The organism is Pedobacter terrae, assembly GCF_036946585.1.
Taxonomy (GTDB): Bacteria; Bacteroidota; Bacteroidia; order Sphingobacteriales; family Sphingobacteriaceae; genus Pedobacter; species Pedobacter terrae_C.
This window is the reverse complement of record NZ_JAQIIV010000003.1, coordinates 227,050-244,707: the sequence shown is the minus strand read 5'-3', so window position 1 is coordinate 244,707 and position 17,658 is coordinate 227,050. Positions and strand designations below refer to the sequence as shown.

15 protein-coding genes are annotated in these 17,658 nt (G+C 41.2%); 6 read left to right on the top strand and 9 right to left on the bottom strand.

From position 1 onward, the window contains the following. Positions 1–41 precede the first annotated feature (41 nt). Positions 42–1,391, bottom strand: a complete 1,350-nt coding sequence (locus PGN18_RS06040) for a paraquat-inducible protein A (protein WP_335318506.1) — start codon at positions 1,389–1,391, stop codon at positions 42–44. A gap of 12 nt (positions 1,392–1,403) precedes the next feature. Then, positions 1,404–2,726 (bottom strand): paraquat-inducible protein A, encoded by a 1,323-nt coding sequence (locus PGN18_RS06035; RefSeq protein ID WP_335318505.1) that lies wholly within the window; start codon positions 2,724–2,726, stop codon positions 1,404–1,406. A gap of 251 nt (positions 2,727–2,977) precedes the next feature. Here PGN18_RS06035 and PGN18_RS06030 point away from each other — a divergent pair, with 251 nt between their 5' ends. The 3 genes from PGN18_RS06030 to PGN18_RS06020 all read left to right on the top strand — a co-directional run bounded on the left by PGN18_RS06030 (position 2,978) and on the right by PGN18_RS06020 (position 8,226). Next, a complete protein-coding gene (locus PGN18_RS06030; protein WP_335318504.1) occupies positions 2,978–5,932 on the top strand; it encodes an ATP-binding protein in 2,955 nt (984 codons plus the stop codon). A gap of 385 nt (positions 5,933–6,317) precedes the next feature. Continuing rightward, complete coding sequence (locus tag PGN18_RS06025) at positions 6,318–7,871, top strand: PAS domain-containing sensor histidine kinase (RefSeq protein WP_335318503.1); 1,554 nt, start codon at positions 6,318–6,320, stop codon at positions 7,869–7,871. Beyond that, positions 7,864–8,226: a response regulator gene (locus PGN18_RS06020; protein WP_335318502.1), complete on the top strand. Its 363-nt coding sequence runs from the start codon at positions 7,864–7,866 to the stop codon at positions 8,224–8,226. Before PGN18_RS06025 ends, PGN18_RS06020 begins: the two co-directional genes overlap by 8 nt. A 193-nt stretch (positions 8,227–8,419) precedes the next feature. Here PGN18_RS06020 and PGN18_RS06015 read toward each other — a convergent pair whose 3' ends face one another. From PGN18_RS06015 to PGN18_RS06005, 3 genes are read right to left on the bottom strand one after another with little or no spacing between them, the layout of a single operon-like run. Beyond that, a complete protein-coding gene (locus PGN18_RS06015; RefSeq protein ID WP_335318501.1) occupies positions 8,420–9,145 on the bottom strand; it encodes a DUF72 domain-containing protein in 726 nt (241 codons plus the stop codon). Positions 9,146–9,196: 51 nt separating this feature from the next. Beyond that, the gene (locus PGN18_RS06010; RefSeq protein ID WP_335318499.1) at positions 9,197–9,493 is read right to left on the bottom strand and encodes a hypothetical protein; all 297 of its coding nucleotides are present in this window, start codon (positions 9,491–9,493) and stop codon (positions 9,197–9,199) included. Between the two features lie 55 nt (positions 9,494–9,548). Beyond that, complete coding sequence (locus PGN18_RS06005) at positions 9,549–11,117, bottom strand: FAD-dependent oxidoreductase (protein WP_335318497.1); 1,569 nt, start codon at positions 11,115–11,117, stop codon at positions 9,549–9,551. A gap of 188 nt (positions 11,118–11,305) precedes the next feature. On the opposite strand from PGN18_RS06005, the gene PGN18_RS06000 reads away from it, so the two are divergent. Then, positions 11,306–11,914, top strand: a complete 609-nt coding sequence (locus tag PGN18_RS06000; protein ID WP_335318496.1) for a hypothetical protein — start codon at positions 11,306–11,308, stop codon at positions 11,912–11,914. Here the strand turns inward: PGN18_RS06000 and PGN18_RS05995 are convergent. The 4 genes from PGN18_RS05995 to PGN18_RS05980 form a co-directional block, all read right to left on the bottom strand. Next, on the bottom strand, positions 11,911–12,390 hold the full coding sequence (locus PGN18_RS05995; RefSeq protein WP_335318495.1) for an ankyrin repeat domain-containing protein: 480 nt from the start codon (positions 12,388–12,390) through the stop codon (positions 11,911–11,913). The genes PGN18_RS06000 and PGN18_RS05995 overlap by 4 nt on opposite strands. 284 nt (positions 12,391–12,674) lie before the next feature. Beyond that, positions 12,675–13,232 (bottom strand): YciE/YciF ferroxidase family protein, encoded by a 558-nt coding sequence (locus PGN18_RS05990; RefSeq protein ID WP_335318494.1) that lies wholly within the window; start codon positions 13,230–13,232, stop codon positions 12,675–12,677. Positions 13,233–13,346: 114 nt separating this feature from the next. Beyond that, on the bottom strand, positions 13,347–14,024 hold the full coding sequence (locus PGN18_RS05985; protein WP_335318493.1) for a DUF6766 family protein: 678 nt from the start codon (positions 14,022–14,024) through the stop codon (positions 13,347–13,349). Positions 14,025–14,031: 7 nt separating this feature from the next. Further along, positions 14,032–14,520 (bottom strand): CinA family protein, encoded by a 489-nt coding sequence (locus tag PGN18_RS05980; RefSeq protein ID WP_335318491.1) that lies wholly within the window; start codon positions 14,518–14,520, stop codon positions 14,032–14,034. Between the two features lie 225 nt (positions 14,521–14,745). On the opposite strand from PGN18_RS05980, the gene PGN18_RS05975 reads away from it, so the two are divergent. After that, on the top strand, positions 14,746–15,300 hold the full coding sequence (locus PGN18_RS05975; protein ID WP_335318490.1) for a YciE/YciF ferroxidase family protein: 555 nt from the start codon (positions 14,746–14,748) through the stop codon (positions 15,298–15,300). Between the two features lie 14 nt (positions 15,301–15,314). Next, on the top strand, positions 15,315–17,507 hold the full coding sequence (locus PGN18_RS05970) for a catalase (protein WP_335318489.1): 2,193 nt from the start codon (positions 15,315–15,317) through the stop codon (positions 17,505–17,507). The last annotated feature ends 151 nt before the right edge of the window (positions 17,508–17,658 follow it).

The window sequence follows — 17,658 nt, the reverse complement described above, 5'->3', positions numbered from 1 at the left end:
CCACAATTAGTTAGGTAAAAATTATCCCGACGTACTTCAACCTAATCACAAGGGCCATTTTGTTCATCGATGCGTTTGAGTATCGAAGATAAAATAATATTATAAGCTACATAGGCCACAAATATAAAAAAGCCCAACTGTAATGCAGAGTTATTTGCGGTAACCACTTTCAGTGCTTCGGTATCGATATTAAGTCCGGATAGCTGGCTCTTTAAAATCCCGTTCAAACCAATATAAGTCATGGCTATACCAACTACCATAACATCTGCCATATCCCATTTGCCCAGATCAAATGCCAAAAACCGGATGAATTTAGCATTTCCCAATAACGCGCTGCATGATACCTGTAGTCCACGGGCAATGAGGCGCAATAAAGGCAGTATAACAACAAAAAGCATCAGCAATATGCCCACCAATACGGCATCTGGTTTAGGTTGTTCTACCAATGTGCCAATAATACCCAATATACTCTGGCTTTGAAAAAAGAGTACCTGATTGGTGAAAACAAGTTTTTCTCCCATCAAAGCAAATTCAAGTGTCTTAATTCTGGCATCTACCTCAATAATCGGAGAAGAAACACCTACAGCAAGTAGAATGAAAGCAAAAAGCAATGAGATCACAAAAAGTGTAACCTCGCTATCTACCCGCTTGCGCAAGATGAGCCATAGCATTAGGGCAATAACAATACAGGCAGTCATCCCGATTGCATACCGGTAGCTTAGGCTTTTTATTTGGTTGAGTTTGGTATCTACAACTTTGTCAAAAGCAGCGGCATTATCTACTTTGTACTTTTTAAAAATGCTATGCTCTACAGATGAAATGGTTTGATCACTACGATCATAAGTTTGCGCTTCCAGTTCATCCAGTTTTCCAGCAGCTACATATTTTAACTTTTTTAAGCTTCTGGGACTGGTTATTTTCGTCACAATGGTATGAGAGAAAGATGGCACCAGTGCGTGTATTTCCTTAACATCTACAAATGTATTGAAGGCAAGTTTTTTGAGTTTGGCCCCAAGCCCTTTCTGTGGCCTGGTTACTTCTGCCACAGCCTTATTAACCATGCCGTGCAATTGCTTTTCAACCTCTTGTTGCATATCCGCTTTTTGGCTTTTGGTCAGGTTAAATCCCTTTACCTTTCGATCAACTACGGCCGAAATTTTATCTCCCCAACGGTCAACCGAAAATATACCAAAAGTAATGTTATTGGAAAGGCTATAATCCTCCTTAATGTGTTTTTGCTCATAGGCCAGTTCGCGGAAGTGGTATCCAAAATAACCTGCAGCCACCAACAGCAGCGAAAGCGCAGCAATCAGGATAAAAGATGCTGACCTGGATTGGCCTGGCTTACCCTGCTTATTTGTACTCATGTTATCTTTTTGCAATTCGCTCATTCGTTTTCAGATTTAGTGCACCTTGTGCGGAGTGATAGATTTAAGGATGGTCGAAAGGATCAATCCATAAAGTACAAAACAAATAAAAACAATGTAGCCCGGTTGCAGGGCGGTATTATTTGTAGTGAGGATAGTTAGCGAATCATTGTTGATATTCAATGCCCTCAACTGGTTTTCAAGCAATCCGTTAAGACCAATATATGCCATTAAAATAGCGATCACGATTACATCGGCCATACTCCACTTTCCGGATTGAAAAGCAAAATATTTAATGATACCATTTTCTGCCCACTTTTTGCCGCCCAGCAGGTGTATCCCTGTTGAGGTTAGTTTAACTACCGGGAACAGGATGCTAAAAGCCAGAATCAGTACACCAACCAGAACAGAATCTATTGCCGATTGGCTAATGAGTACCCGCACTACATCCATAATACTTTTGCTCTGGAAAAAAAGTACCTGATCATTGAAAACCACATGTTCTCCCAGTAAAACAAAATCTAAAGAGCGGATTCTGGCATCAACCTCAATCATAGATGCAGTTAGGCCTACAGCTAAGAGAATAAAGGCAAAAAGTAACGATAGGATGAAAAGCGTGGTGTGCAAGTCAGTACGTTTACGCAGTAGCCACCAAAACGCCAGCACAACAATTACGCAGCTTAACATGCCAAAACAATAATAGTAGGTTTGTTGCCGTATGCTGCTTAATAAACCAGTTAGCTTTTGGTTTAACTGTTTATTGTTAGATACACCATAACGATTGTAAATTTTTTTCATGATGGCATTATTGGCAACAAATGCGGTGTCCTGACTTTCCTCTTTAGCTATTTCATTAAATTCACCCAAGGCCATTTTTCCCAGTTGCTTTTTATTTTTTGGGTTATCTATTTCTGCAATTATCTTTCTGGCAAATGCGGGTACCTGTGCGCGAACGCTATCTGAATTAACAAAATTTTTGATGGCAAACTTTTGGATCTTTCCACTGATGGTTTTTTTTGGTTTGTTTACCAAAGCCTCTGCTTTATCAATAAGTGCCAGCAGCACCTGCTCAACTTCACCTTGCAAAACCTTCTTTTGTTTGCGGGTTATTTTGAGTCCAGAAACCTGGTGGTGCACAATATGAGATACCTTATCTTTCCATTGTTGTACAGAAAACACCCCGTAAGTGATGTTGTTTACCCTTGAGTAATCGTGCTTAATCTGTTCCTGTTTTTCTGATAGGTCATGGAGTCTCAAACCAAAAAAGCCCTCGGCCACAAGCAGTGTGCCCAGCGCAAGAATCAGCAAAAGCCGGTAAATAAGTTTTCCTGATGCGGGTTTGTTGATTATTTTTTCCAATCTGTGCGTTATAATGGTGATTACATCTCTTCGAAAAGGGCTATTTGCTGATAAACATAAATTTTTGCAAAATGTTTTATACCCTAATAAGCTCTATTTGAGGAGTATTTCGAAATCATCATATCTGGGTGAATATTCGATTGTAGTGAGATAAAATATGGTGAATTGCCAAGCCTGTAAACAGGTTATCGCATTATTAAAAATTTGTTGACGCTATTTACACTATCTTTATCGCCATAAACAAAAATATAATGGATAATCATAGCTTCTCAAACGAACAGTTTTTATCTGGCGGTGGAGAAATGGGAGCGCTAATCCGCTCAATGGACTGGTCTGATAATCCATTAGGTCCGGTAGAAACCTGGCCACAAAGTCTTCGGACGTCTGTAAGTTTGTGTCTTTCTTCCACATTTCCGATCCTCATTGCCTGGGGGCCAGAAACCATACAGATTTATAACGATGCCTATCGCCCCATATGCGGGGCAATGCACCCACAATCGATGGGTATGAACTTTCGCATCTGTTGGGAATCTGCCCTCGAGGTAGTTGGCGACAAATTTACACGCGGACAGCAAGGAGAGGGTACTTACATTACCGATCAACAGATGTTTTTGTTTAGGTATGGTTACCTGGAGGAAGCTTTTATGACTTTTTCATTTGCACCCATACGGGATGAATCTGGAGAGGTGGGCGGGATATTTCACCCCATTACCGAAACTACCGATAAAATGCTCAATGGCCGAAGAACGCAGGTGCTACGTGATTTGGCATCGGTTTTGGCCAGGGCAAAATCCATTGAAGATATTGGCAGCCTGATTGTTGAAAAGCAACCAGATTTTGTTGCCGATTTACCTTTTATTTTATTTTACAGTGTAGCAGATGATGGTGCATCTGCCAGTTTGATCAATAGTGCAGGTACAGCGCTTGCCCCGGCATTGGTTATTCCGGAAATAGTATTCGATGGGGACGAACCCACCTGGCCACTCAATAAGGCCGCTGACACACCTTTGGTTTTAGACGATTTGGCTTTGAGGTTTGGTGACTTTGCCTGTCAGCCCTATCCCGAAACCCCAACTAACGCAGTAATCTTACCTGTATTTATTTCAGGTAAGGATAAACCTTTTGGTTATATCGTGGCTGGAGTGAGTGCGAGAAGGGCCATTGATGAAGAATACCTGGGCTTCTACTCGCTTTTGGCCAATACTTTTAGTAGCGCTGTTTCTAATGTATATGCGTACGAGCAGGAGCAGAAACGGGCTGAAGCCCTGGCTGCGATAGACAGATCGAAGACCGCTTTTTTTAGTAACGTAAGTCACGAGTTCCGTACCCCGCTTACGTTAATGCTTGGCCAGTTGGAAGATCTTCAGGCCAAGGCCATTATGGCTGATCCTGAAATTGGTGAAATTGTACTTTCTACACACCGTAATTCCATGCGCCTGCTCAAACTGGTTAACAACCTCCTCGATTTTAGCAGGGTAGAGGCCGGGAGGGTAAAAGCTGCTTTTCAGCCGGTTGATATTGTAGGGGTAACTACCGACCTCGCCAGTAGTTTCAGATCTATTATCGAAAAAGCAGGTATGGAACTTGTTGTTAAAGCCGATTTACACGCTTTTGAAGTTTTTCTCGACATCCAAATGTGGGAAAAGATTGTACTCAACTTGCTTTCCAATGCATTTAAATATACCCTTGAGGGGAGAATTACCGTCGAATTAATTAAAGAAGGTGACCATGTGATCCTAAAAGTTTCAGATACTGGGGTAGGCATTCCAGAGGCTGAACTTCCGCAGATGTTTGAGCGTTTCCACCGCGTTGAAAATGCTGTTGGCAGAACTCATGAAGGAACCGGTATTGGACTCTCACTGGTTAGCGAGCTAGTTGGGTTACATGGTGGAAATATAGCAGTCGAAAGTGTTTTTGGAACAGGATCGACTTTCACTTTACGGGTCCCTTTAGGAAGCTCGCATTTGCCTGCAGAACAAGTGCATCAAAAAGATTTTCAGGGACTAATGAGGGGTTTGCGGGAATCTTTTCTTCAAGAGGCTTCAGGTTTGTTAGGCGAGGAATATAGCGAGGAAGTGTTTGAAAATAAACCTACTCCAGCTGACAATGGGCAACAGCACGATGCTAGAGTGCTGATTGTTGATGATAATAACGATATGCGCGCTTACCTGAAACGCTTGCTTGAATCCGAGTTTACCGTTTATACGGCAGTAAATGGAGAGGATGCCCTGCAAAAACTTAGCACTTTTACTCCCGAACTCATTCTTAGTGATATTATGATGCCAGTTATGGACGGTAAAGGCTTGCTTAAAAAAATCAGGGAAAGAGAAGAGAAACATTGGATTCCGCTTATTTTTCTATCAGCAAGGGCAGGTGAAGAAGCCCGGATTGATGGGTTGGAAGCCGGCGCAGACGATTACCTGGTTAAACCTTTTTCGGCACAGGAGTTATTGAGTAAAGTACGTGCGCAGATCAAAATAAACAGGGTAAGGCTTTACAATGAGCGGCGCATGCGCGATTTTGTGGCCGTGGCCACCCACGAACTAAAAACACCATTAACTGCACTTTTCGGTTATGTTCAGCTCATAGGTAAAAAGTCTGCTACCATGAATGAGCCTTTAATTACCAATGCAGCAGAAAGGGCAGGCTACCAGATTACCAGAATGGCAAGGCTGGTAGACGATTTTCTTGATGTGAGCAAACTGGATGAAGGGATGTTGCACCTGAACTGGGCACATTTTGATATCGATGATCTTATTAAGGAAATTATAGCCGAAGTGCAATCCACCTCTCCTGAACACATCCTTCAATTCGATGGTGCGGATAAACTTCAGGTAAAAGGTGACCGTGAAAAAATCGGACAGGTAATTACCAACCTGTTGGTAAATGCGGTCAAATACGCTCCCGAAGCGCCAAAAATTGAAATCGCCATGATAGAAAACGAAGGGGAGGTAGTGATTAACATTCGCGATTATGGAGTTGGAATTAAAAAGGAAGATCAGGCGCATCTATTTAAAAGGTTTTACCGCACCGAATCGGCCAACAAAGGCTTCAGGGGATTTGGTGTTGGTTTGTACCTTTGTGCAGAGATCGTTAACCGTCATGGCGGCATCATCGGTGTAGAGAGTGAACCAATGTTAGGTTCAACTTTTTATTTTTCTATACCGCTGACAGATAAAGTAAATGTTCACCGGTCTATCGCCTAATTAAACTAAAAAAAGCGGCCACCGGTTTTGCCGGTAGCCGCTTCAACTAACTGATTGTACAGTTGTATATTCTAGGTAGATGTGCGTTTATAACAGATGTAATTCCCGGATTGTTTTGAAAAAAAGCTATTTTAGCATGATATTTTATTTAGTCGGGTTTGAGAGAAAATATTTAAATAGTTGTCTGTCCTTGTCCTGCAGAGATAATTTTCAGCATTCGTTCATGCCTAATCGTTATTAGCGATATAGTGATATAGTGATAAAGAAATAAAACAAATTATCGCTTAAGGGGTTATATGATGGATTTTATTCATTAAAATGAAATTAGAGGTGATTAATCACATTAAAAATATAAGTCAGATACTCACAATTTTATACAGATCAATTGGAAACGTCTAACAATAGAAAATTTGAACTTTCAGGAAATGCAGGTGCATCTAATTTCCAACTGATGACCATGGCATTAGATGCCTCTATTTCTGGCATCATTATTACTGATAATACCCAGCAAGACAATCCGATCATTTATTGCAATAAAGCCTTTGAAAAAATTACCGGATATTCTCGAAAAGAGATTATTGGTCATAATTGCAGGTTTTTGCAGGCACAGGACCGAAACCAAAAAGAACGGGCAATTTTAGGCAGATGTATTGCAGAAGGGATAGAATGTCGTGTAGAAATCAGAAACTATAAAAAAAATGGCGATCTCTTCTGGAACGAGCTTTATATGTCGCCAGTTAAAAATGCTGAAGGCGAAGTAACCCATTTTATAGGGGTACAGAACGATGTGACTGCAAGAAAGAATGCGGAACAAGATCTTCGGCAGCAAAAGTCGGTAATGGAAAAGCGGATTGAGGAACGAACCAATGAGCTTCGGGAAAGCGAAGCCTTCCTATCCAGTATTATAGAAACGGTTCGTGAGGGGCTTTTGGTGCTTGATCCTAGTTTCAATGTGCTTAGTGCAAACAATCACTTTTTAAGAACATTTAAGGTAAGTAAAGAAGAAACGGTTGGCCGTCAGTTATATGATTTAGGTAACCACCAGTGGGATATTCCGAAGTTGCGTGATCTGCTTGTTGAAATCCTGCCAACCAATAATCCTGTCGTTGATTTTGAAGTTGAACATGATTTTCCACATATTGGAAAGAAACTCATGCTATTGAATGCTTACCGGGTAGAATTTGAAGGACAATACAAAGACCAGATTCTGCTTGCCATTGAGGATATTACAGAAAGGCGTGAAGTAGAAGTTAGAAAAGATGACTTTCTATCTATCGCCAGTCACGAACTCCGTACACCACTTACTACAATAAAAGGTTATGTGCAGTTATTAGAACGCGCCATGCCTCAAAATGCCAGCGAGAAATTTCTATCTACTTTTGGCAAAGTATCAGTATATGTAGAACGCTTAAATTCATTGATTAGTGAATTGCTTGATGTATCACGGATCCAAAGTGGTCACATGGAATTGCACATGGCACAATTTGATTTTGATAACATGATTTCTGAAGCTGTTGAAGGCATGCGCACGACAGTGCCCGGTCATCAGATCATATTAAATGGCCAAACTGGTGCTAAAGTAGTTGCTGATGAATCGCACATTGCCCAGGTAGTGAGCAACCTCTTATCAAATGCCATTAAATATGCCCCTGATTCTGAAAAAATTGAAGTTAATATTGCCAACGTAAGTGATTATGTAAAAGTATCAGTAAAAGATTTTGGCCTGGGAATGAGTGCTGAAGACAGAAAAAAAGTTTTTGAGCGGTTTTACCGGGGTGTCGAAATCCAGAAAAAGTTTCCGGGCATGGGCATAGGGCTTTATATTTGCGACCAGATTATTAAAAGACATAACGGAACCCTTTGGGTAGAAAGTGAAATAGGCAAAGGTTCTATATTCAGTTTTACTTTACCTAAGGCAGGAAAGGAAACGAATGGATAAAAAGAAAATCATGATCTGTGATGATGATGAAGGGATTATTGATGTATTGGAAATGATTTTAGATGAGGTAGGGCATACGGTGATTTCGGTAAATGACAGTTTAAAAGTGCAGGCGGCTATTGATCAGGAGCAACCAGATTTATTAATCCTTGATCTGTGGATGCCACGATTGTCTGGTCAGGATGTGTTGAGGCACTTAAGAAAACATTCGACCCATAATCAACTTAAAGTGATTGTAATATCGGCAAGTAGGGATGGTGCACAGATTGCCAATGATGCAGGTGCCAACCAATTCATAGCCAAACCTTTTGATTTAAACAATATTTTAGATTCAGTTAATGCCCTCCTTAATTAAAGGAGGTTGATTGTTATTTCTGAATTCTTATCGTTTAATCGTCATTGCGAGAAGGCTTTTTCAGCCGACCGAAGCAATCTTTGTAATTGGATTGCTTGCATGAAAGATTGCCAGCCTGTTGCCGGCAGGCTTCGTCGTTCCTCCTCAATGACGAACGCACTAATGAATTCTTTCAATGGTAGTAGCTTCGTAACTACACCATTTTCTTAAGCTCAATTGCATTAAAAGCGGCATAACCTTCCTGGTCATTATCAAAATAGAGGTAAACATCTTTTTTTTCGCTCAGCCAGGAACTACACCTCTCAGCCCATTTTGCCAGGGCAGAATGACTGTATGAACCCTGGTATTTTTCTCCGGGTCCGTGCAGCCTGATGTATACAAAATCGGCAGTGGCAATAATGGGCGATTGATGTCCGGCTAAATCATAAATGAAGAAAGCACAATTGTATTTCTTTAAAAGTGTAAATACCGTTTCGTGGTACCAGGTTGGGTTTCTGAATTCGAAAGCATAGTGAAATCCCGGAGGAAGCATTTCCAGAAATCTTTCTAAACGCTCAACGTTAATTTGCCATTTTGGTGGGAGTTGAAAAAGGATAGGACCCAATTTCTTTCCCAGTCCAAGGCTAGCATTTAAAAATTCAACGATATCATTTCGAGATACATTCAGCTTTTTTAAATGGGTAAAATACCGATTGGCTTTTACAGCATAAGTAAAATGAGCAGGGCTTTGTGCCTGCCAGGCTTCAAAATTTTGTAACGTCGGCTGGCGATAAAAAGAATTGTTCAGTTCTACAGTATCGAAATTTGCTGTAAAATATTGCAATTGGTCTTTCTTTTTAAGGTCTGCAGGATAAAAAGTACCTTCCCAATGGCGGTATTTCCATCCCGATGTACCGATGTATGCCTTTCCTGATTTCATTTACTCGCGATCTTGTTCAAAAATATTTTTGCAGTTATCCTATACGGTATGCTATTCTATTTCGCCCTCAGCAAGTCCGTCTAAAAACCACCCCGATCTATAGTCAAATCTTGCGTATTCGGTTTTCGATTGATTGGTCACTTTTCCAGTAAAATCATGTGCAATATCACCTTCGCTTTCAAGGATTTGTTTGGCAAGCAGCGCATATTCATTGAGGTCGAGCCCATCTTTAATGATATACATTAATTCTCCATTTTCGCTCCACAATGATTCTATCAAGCCCTCATCAAACTTTTTCTTTAATTCATTTAAATCCTCTTTCGGGCTGTTCATAGGCGTTTCATTCATATTGGTATTTTTTTAATGTTCTACTAAGAGTTAAGTTTGACCTGGATTTCAGGTTTTATTTGTTCGTATTGGCAGATGTTATCTCATGCAATGGAACAGGCTCTAGATCTTTTTGCGGTGGTCCGGTAAGCACTTGTCCGTTAACAGAAAAGCGTCCTCCATGGCAGGGACAGTCCCAGGTTTTTTCGCTTGGATTCCAGTTCACAATACAACCGGCATGCGTACATACCGGGTTTAGCGCTGTCACCTTTCCGACATCATCCTTATATAAGGCCAGTTTTTCTCCCTCAAATTCCACTATTTTTCCCTCGCTTCTGCCAAGTTCATTGGTTGATTTAATGATTTCCGCGCCAAACCGGTCTGCAACAAAATGGTAGGCCACATCTGCATTTTCCTTCACAAATTCTGTAAATCCGGCTATGGGTTTCAACCTTGATGGACTGAACAATTTTTCATAAGAATTTTCTTTTCCCAGGATCAGATCGCTGATGAGTACAGCTGAAAGACTACCCAGTATCATCCCGTTTCCGTTAAAACCGGTTGCAACATAAATTCCTTTATTGCCCCCCGGTAAATGGCCAACATAAGGGAGCCCATCAACCGGTACATAATATTGTGACGACCATTTGTACGTGATCTCGCTGATGTCGAAGTATTTCCTTGCGTAATCTTCGAGGTCTTCAAAGGCTTTTAATGGGTCGCCGTGGCCGGTTTTATGATCGGCACCACCGATAATCAGGTGTTTTTGACCATCAATTTCATGACTCCTGAAATAATGATAAGGCTCTTGCATATCGTATGACAGGCAATCGGGATATTCGCCGCTATTCAGTTTTACGGCAAGTACATAACTGCGGTAAGGTGCATTGCGTAACGAAAGAATATTTATACCCGGCGGAATATGAGTTGCATAAACAATATTTTTAGCCTTTAATGTAAATTGCTCACTCTTTGCATAGTGAATGTCTTCACGCAGTTCAGTGCTGTGAATAAACGTTTGTTCTATAATTTTGCCGCCTAGTTTTTCAAATTCCCGGGCAAGGCCCAGAATATATTTTAATGGGTGAAACTGCGCTTGGTTTTCAAAACGTAACGCCTGCTTAAAGGGGATTGGAACGCCATTCTCATTGGCCTCACTTACTGCCACACCTGCAGCTTGCGATGAAGTTAATATGGATTGAAGTTCCTTTGTTTCTTTTTCGTCCTGCGAAAAAAGATAAGCTATCTTAAGTTCAAAATCGGCATCAATTTGCAAGTCCTGTACGTTTGTGTTGACCATTTCGATCATCTTTTTTGTACCTTCTGCCATTAGGGTGGAGGTTTCTTTACCAAAGTTGCTGTCTATTTCTGGATAGGTAGTATCCAGAAAAGTGTTCAAGTGGGCTGTGGTGCCGCCAGTTGTACCAAATCCGAGGTTTTTTGCTTCAGCCAATACACAATGCTTTCCCTGTTTTTGCAACAAGTACGCGGTTGTTAACCCTGTAATTCCACCCCCTATAATCAGCGTATCGTATATTTCTTCCTGATCAGTATGATGGGTTGCCGGATCGTTTACTGAAGCGGCCTGCCACATACTGGCGTTGGCTCCATCTCTCCTGTTTAGTGCTGTTTCGTTATTATTCATTTTCAAAGCAGTTGATAAATTAAAAACCTGTTATCAAACGTAAAGGTTTTAGAATTTCGTTTAAACTGCTTGCAGGAGGCCAGGATGTTTATTTTCAATAATTTGATATTGATTTTTAAGCTATTTGATTCTGTTTGATAAATGACGAAACTAAGCAGAGAGACACATGGTTTTTATAGAAAAAGATTATGGGGAAATTGAAGAACGATCTGGTTCCGCAACAACTTGTAGGCAGCCAGATGGATGTGGTTGAAGAACGTAAATTAAACAGCCTCATTCAGGCGCAGGAATTTTTCGCAGCAGCCGAAAAAAGATTACTGGCAGTAAATGAGTGGGGCAAAATTTCCGGCTTATCAGACTTTAAGGTTTTTACACCTGAAGGGAAAGAAGCAATGCGGTCAGCGCAGAAGGAAGATTTTATCAGAATCGATATCCCAGGCCCTGGTCCATTATCCGGTGATGGTTTTGATTGGGTGATGGTAGAAGAAATTAAAAGCGAGCATGATGGCGACCAGGAAATGATTGGTATGTGTGTACGGCCTTGTTCTTCACCTTTAAATCAGGATAAAGAGGTTGCTCATTTTTTGAAAGACCATGCCGCTTCTACTTTTATTATCCGCAGAGATCGGATTAGGGTATGGGCAGAAGAGCATGGCCGGAATGAACAGGCAAATGTTGATGATGGTACTTTAATTGATAGGGCACGGAATCTGATTGTTGGTTTTAGTGCAAAGCTGGGCTTATCTTATCCGCAATGGAAATTACTGGTTAAAGGACTGCTCGATGGCAAACCTTAATGTTGTAACTGTAACATAGCAAGCCCTTCTTCATTGCCCTGCATGGCTGCAAGTTCTGCCGCGCGCTGCCCGCGTACATCGGTAATCGAACTATCCGCACCATTTTCAAGCAAAAGTTTTAGCAGATCATTTCGGCCAAACATGGCTGCGAACATCAAGGCAGTTCCGCCATTTCCATGTTGAAGATCTAATTTTGCGCCTTTGGCAATTAATAATTCTGCAATAGGAAGGTAACCCTTAAAGCAAACACCCATCAGTGCCGTATTGCCACCAAAGTCTGCCGCGTTGATATCTGCCCCGGCTGCTAAAAGTATTTCTGCACATGATAAACGGTTATTATAACAGGCAATAATTAGTGGGGTGTAACCTTTTTCATCCCTGACATCTACATTTGCACCCCTGCTAATCAGTTCTTTTAATACTTCGGTTTCACCTTGCCTGGCTGCAGGTATCATCAATTGGTCTAAATTTTCCATGTAAATATAACTGTGGTTGTAGAGAAAAGGTTTTCAATTGCCACGCTGGTTTTCATTTTATCATGCTGAATGCAATAAAGAATCTTTTCTGCTTAATTGCAATTCAACCGATTATTTCAATTAGTTTTTTAGTTGTCCTGGAGCTGCTATTTTTTGAGCATTTTTTCTGCAAAAGAAGACCCTGAAATAATTACCTTCGGTGAGCTCGCTAAGGCTCGGTTAAGGGTGACGCCAGGAGATTGAAACAGGATAAAACAAAAGGCTCCGAAGAGCCTTTTAAATTATTATTCTGCTACCGCTTCCTCATTAACTGCGTTAACCGCTATTTCCGTTAGCGCTACATCGGTAGCCTTTTCATTTTCGAGGGTTTGTGTAAGGAGTTCGGCTACATCATCGTGGCCCATATTCTCTGCAAATACCCTTAAGGTACCATAGGTTGCAATTTCATAATGCTCAACTTTTTGTGCTGCAAGAATAAGTCCGGCATCACGGATCATGGTACCTTTATCGGTATCAGCAATAATGCCGTCAGCTTCTTCTAGTAATCCGGCCATGGCATCACATTTTTTAGCAGCTGCTTTTTCACCTAAAAGGCTAAATACTTCTTCAAGCGTACTGATGTGTTGTTCTGTTTCTTCAGTGTGTTTCTCAAAAGCTGCAGCCAATTCCGGACTTGTAGCGGCTTTCTTCATTTTCGGAAGCGCTTTTGCAAGGTGTTTCTCTGCCCAATAAATATCTTTTAACTCGTCAATAAAAAACTCGTGGAATTCTGAATTTTCCATTTTTCCTGTTTTACCTGTAGGTTTTGCGGTTTTCTTTTCGGTTTTTTTTGTAGTTGCCATAATTATATTTTTTATAGGTTGTTTATGTATAGAACAGGTCAAAATTTATGATAGTTTTGACTTTTTTGATTGTTTGTATAATTTGTTCAGAACTGATGGCGTCAGCCGGTCATCTTATTTTCCTGTTTCCATATTCGGCGCATCAACAGGTTTTGATTCAGGTGAACCTTTCTGTCTTAGAAAAATGGTCAGTATTACAATAGCCGCAACAGACAGGAATTCGCTTTGCCAATTTTGAAAGGTTTCAAACCAAAAAGTGGTCTGCCTTAAGTATGCACCCATGCTGTCTGTTGGCTTTCCTTTCAAAGCTTGTTCTATATTATGGTCTTGCCAGCTACCATAAAAATGCAGATACCAGCTGAGCAAAAACAAGATGATAAAGACAATGGAAAGGGAATTAGAATAGAGTTTTAAAATCCATCCGCCCTGGCGTACGGCCCATGGCGCATCTTTGGAGGGAACAGGCTCGCGGTCTACTTCTTCCTTCTGATCTATTTTTTTTGATTCTGCAGAACCGATCTGCCGTAGTTTTATCGTTAATAAAACATAGAGCATCATCTGCAAAAATTCGCTTTCAAAATTTTCGAAGGTTGCAGAGATAAAATGGCCCGACTGCAGGTAAGTGCAGAAATTTAGGCTGCGTGCCCCATGTTCGTTGAGCTCATTATTGTGTTCATTCCAGCCGGTAAGCGCCTGCGCTAAAAGGGTAAATACAAAAAGGCCGATGAATACTACAGATAATCCATTTTTATATAGCCAGGTCTTTTTAGGAAATAATTTGTTAGTTTTCATGATCGTATTAATCTATAGCGCTGAGGTAATCTATAAGCAGGTTTGCACAGGCCTCTACCGTTGCCGAAACAATTTCTTCCCGTTCTCCTTTAAAATTAAACCTTTCTGAAAAGGCCAGCTCGCCTTTGCTGATCGCATAAATAAATACAGTACCTACGGGTTTTTCTTTGGTTTCACTTCCCCCCGGAGCGGTAAGTCCGGTAATGCCAATATGAATATCAGCTGGGATCAACTGTGACAGGCCCAAGCTGATGGCCCGGGTAACCTCCATTGATTCAGGTGTATAAGTTTTTATCAGCTCGTGATTAACTTGTAAAAGATCTTCCTTTAGTTGTGCATCATAACAGGCAATTCCACCTTTAAGAAATTCTCCTGCATGATCGATCATTGAAAATTCTGCCGAAAGCCGGCCGGCGGTTGCACTTTCGGCAAAGGCAATTGTTAATTTTTTACCAATGAGCATTTTGCCCACGGCATCCATTTTATCGCTTTTCATACATACTTAAATTTGGTTAGTACCTCTTTATAATCTGATTGAAGGGTGCATAAGCTAAATAACAAGGCGTTTTTACAAATGGTTTTGGATTGAAGGTTGCGTTAAGTATCCGTTTTTTTACCAAATGCGTATTAAAACACGGATAAATTACGGAAACTATATAGCGATATACACGGTTCTAATAAGTGATGGTTAACAAAGAAACATCCTTAAACAAAACATACCATGAAAAAACAAGACAGCGGCAGTAAACCAAAACTGAGTGCTAAAGCCACGGTAGAGGCTTCTCCGGCCTTAAAAGAACTCTTTAAAGATGGAATCTGTGATCTTTATTGGGCAGAGAATCATTTGGTTAAAAATTTGCCTAAAATGATTGCTAGTGCAACAGCACCAGCGCTGAAAAGCGCAATTGAATCCCATCTTTCTGAAACTAAGGGACATGTAGCCAGACTTGAACAGGTATTTGAGCTGCTTGGCGAAAAACCTATTGCAAAAAAATGTGATGCGATGGAGGGATTGAGTAAAGAGGGTGAAAGTATTATTGAAGAAACAGAAGCCGGAACAGCAACACGTGATGTGGGCATCATACTGGCCAGCCAGAAGGTAGAACACTATGAAATTGCTTCTTATGGTGGACTTTTCCAATTGGCTACAACATTGGGTTTGACGGAGGTTGCAGATTTACTGGAACAAACCCTGGCTGAAGAAAAACTTGCTGATACCAAGCTTACCGATATTGCCATAAATGAGATTAATTATCAAGCAGTCGAGGAGGCTTAAGAAAGGAGAATAAAATGGCAAAAAAAACAACGGTAAAAGATACCGGTCCGATAAAACAGGACAATGATAAAACCGCTAAACTAGAGGCTTTTGTTGCAGATGATAAGGGTGAAAAACTCACAACCAATCATGGTGTTAAAATAAATGATGATCAGAATTCGCTTAAGGCGGGAGATCGCGGCGCAACATTACTGGAAGATTTTATATTAAGGGAAAAAATTACTCATTTCGACCATGAGCGGATTCCTGAACGCGTGGTACATGCCAGGGGATCTGGAGCACATGGCGTATTTAAGGTGTATGAGGATATGTCTGATGTTACGAGGGCAGCTTTTCTTTGCGATCCGGGAATCGAAACACCTGTATTTGTTCGGTTTTCAACCGTAGCTGGATCCAGGGGTTCTACAGATCTCGCCCGTGATGTTCGTGGTTTTGCGGTAAAATTTTATACACAGGAAGGTAATTTTGACCTCGTGGGTAACAATATGCCTGTATTTTTTATTCAGGATGCAGTCAAATTCCCTGATTTAGTGCATGCTGTGAAGCCAGAACCAGACAATGAAATTCCGCAGGCTGCGTCTGCACATGATACCTTTTGGGATTTCATTTCCTTTATGCCCGAATCTGCACATATGATCATGTGGTTAATGAGCGACAGGGCGATTCCGAGAAGTTACCGTATGATGGAAGGTTTTGGGGTACATACTTTCCGTTTTGTTAATGCATCCGGAGTGGCCAGTTTTGTGAAATTTCACTGGAAACCATTACTGGGCGTACATTCCGTTGCCTGGGATGAAGCACAGAATATCTCTGGAAAAGATCCTGATTTTCATAGAAGAGACCTTTGGGATGCCATAGAAGCTGGCGCTTTTCCGGAGTGGGAACTTGGCGTTCAGATTGTGGCCGAAGAAGATGAATTTAAGTTTGGCTTCGATTTATTGGATCCGACCAAAATCATCCCCGAAGAGCTGGTTCCGGTGCAACGTATCGGAAAAATGACTTTAAACCGCAATCCGGATAACTTCTTCGCAGAAACGGAACAGGTAGCATTTCATGTTGGACATGTGGTACCGGGAATAGATTTCACCAATGACCCGCTGTTGCAGGGAAGGTTGTTTTCTTACACAGATACCCAGCTGATCAGGTTGGGCGGACCAAATTTTCATGAGATTCCGATCAACAGGCCTGTGGTGCCTATACACAATAACCAGCGAGACGGTTACATGCGCCAAACCATAAACCGGGGAAAAACCAGTTATGGTCCAAATGGAATAGCGGCAAACGATCCACGACAGGCTAAAGCGGCAGAGGGTGGTTTTGTGAGTTATAACGAACGTATTGATGCAAAAAAAATCCGCGCAAGAAGCAGAAGCTTTTTCGATCATTTTTCGCAGGCGAGGTTGTTTTTTAATAGCCAGTCTGAAGCCGAAAAAAACCACCTGATTGATGCCCTTAGTTTTGAGTTGGGTAAAGTAACAATGGTTGAGATCAGAGAACGTATGCTGGGCTTACTTAACCATGTGGATAAGGGCCTTGCAGCAGCTGTGGCTTATGCGCTTGGGCTTCATGTTCCAACCATTCCTTTAGCAGAACTTAACGGAAGTATACCTGCAGATGCCGATCCGGCTGATTATACTCCGGAACAGAAGGAAGGTGAACTGGCAAAGTCAGAAGCATTGAGTATGGCTGGAACGCCTAAAGATTCAATTGCTACCAGGAAAATTGCCATTCTGGCAGCGGATGGAATAAATGGTAAATCACTAAGTAAGGTTAAAGATACGCTCGTTGCCCAGGGCGCAATGGTACATATTATCGCACCAAAGCTAGGCACCATTCTTTCGCAGGAAGATCAGCAGATCGATGTGGATGAAAGTTTTTTAACGGCTGCCTCGGTACTTTATGATGCCGTTTATCTTCCCGGAGGAACAAATAGTTCTGCTACGTTAGAAGCAGAGGCTAATGCCGTACATTTTCTGAATGAAGCTTTTAAACACTGCAAGGCAATAGCCGCTGATGCTACAGCCATACAGGTTTTGGAGGCAACCTATTTCTATAAGAAGCTTCCGGACGAATATTCGCAGGAAACTGTTCTGCGCGAAGGCATATTGGTTTCGGACGATCTTTCTTCATTGGCAGAATTGTTTACCAGGATGATTGCACTGCACAGATTCTGGGATAGAGAGGTGCCGAGAAAAATTCCGGCATAAGTGACATTAATTTTAATACAATAATCCCTAATATCATTTCAACCAGGTTATCATTAGCCTGGTTGTTTTTTTACAAATAAACCAAACTGCCAAAGCTTTCAACAGGTTCTATAAAGGAGGGGGCATTGATAAGGAGAAATATCATTTACAG

Coding starts and splice junctions, on each gene's coding strand:
- PGN18_RS05975 (WP_335318490.1), top strand. CDS start 14,746: ATGAAAAAACAAGACAGCGGCAGTAAACCAAAACTGAGTGCTAAAGCC.
- PGN18_RS06020 (WP_335318502.1), top strand. CDS start 7,864: ATGGATAAAAAGAAAATCATGATCTGTGATGATGATGAAGGGATTATT.
- PGN18_RS05980 (WP_335318491.1), bottom strand. CDS start 14,520: ATGAAAAGCGATAAAATGGATGCCGTGGGCAAAATGCTCATTGGTAAA.
- PGN18_RS06030 (WP_335318504.1), top strand. CDS start 2,978: ATGGATAATCATAGCTTCTCAAACGAACAGTTTTTATCTGGCGGTGGA.
- PGN18_RS06005 (WP_335318497.1), bottom strand. CDS start 11,117: ATGAATAATAACGAAACAGCACTAAACAGGAGAGATGGAGCCAACGCC.
- PGN18_RS05995 (WP_335318495.1), bottom strand. CDS start 12,390: ATGGAAAATTTAGACCAATTGATGATACCTGCAGCCAGGCAAGGTGAA.
- PGN18_RS05985 (WP_335318493.1), bottom strand. CDS start 14,024: ATGAAAACTAACAAATTATTTCCTAAAAAGACCTGGCTATATAAAAAT.
- PGN18_RS06000 (WP_335318496.1), top strand. CDS start 11,306: ATGGGGAAATTGAAGAACGATCTGGTTCCGCAACAACTTGTAGGCAGC.
- PGN18_RS05970 (WP_335318489.1), top strand. CDS start 15,315: ATGGCAAAAAAAACAACGGTAAAAGATACCGGTCCGATAAAACAGGAC.
- PGN18_RS06015 (WP_335318501.1), bottom strand. CDS start 9,145: ATGAAATCAGGAAAGGCATACATCGGTACATCGGGATGGAAATACCGC.
- PGN18_RS06040 (WP_335318506.1), bottom strand. CDS start 1,391: ATGAGCGAATTGCAAAAAGATAACATGAGTACAAATAAGCAGGGTAAG.
- PGN18_RS06010 (WP_335318499.1), bottom strand. CDS start 9,493: ATGAATGAAACGCCTATGAACAGCCCGAAAGAGGATTTAAATGAATTA.
- PGN18_RS05990 (WP_335318494.1), bottom strand. CDS start 13,232: ATGGCAACTACAAAAAAAACCGAAAAGAAAACCGCAAAACCTACAGGT.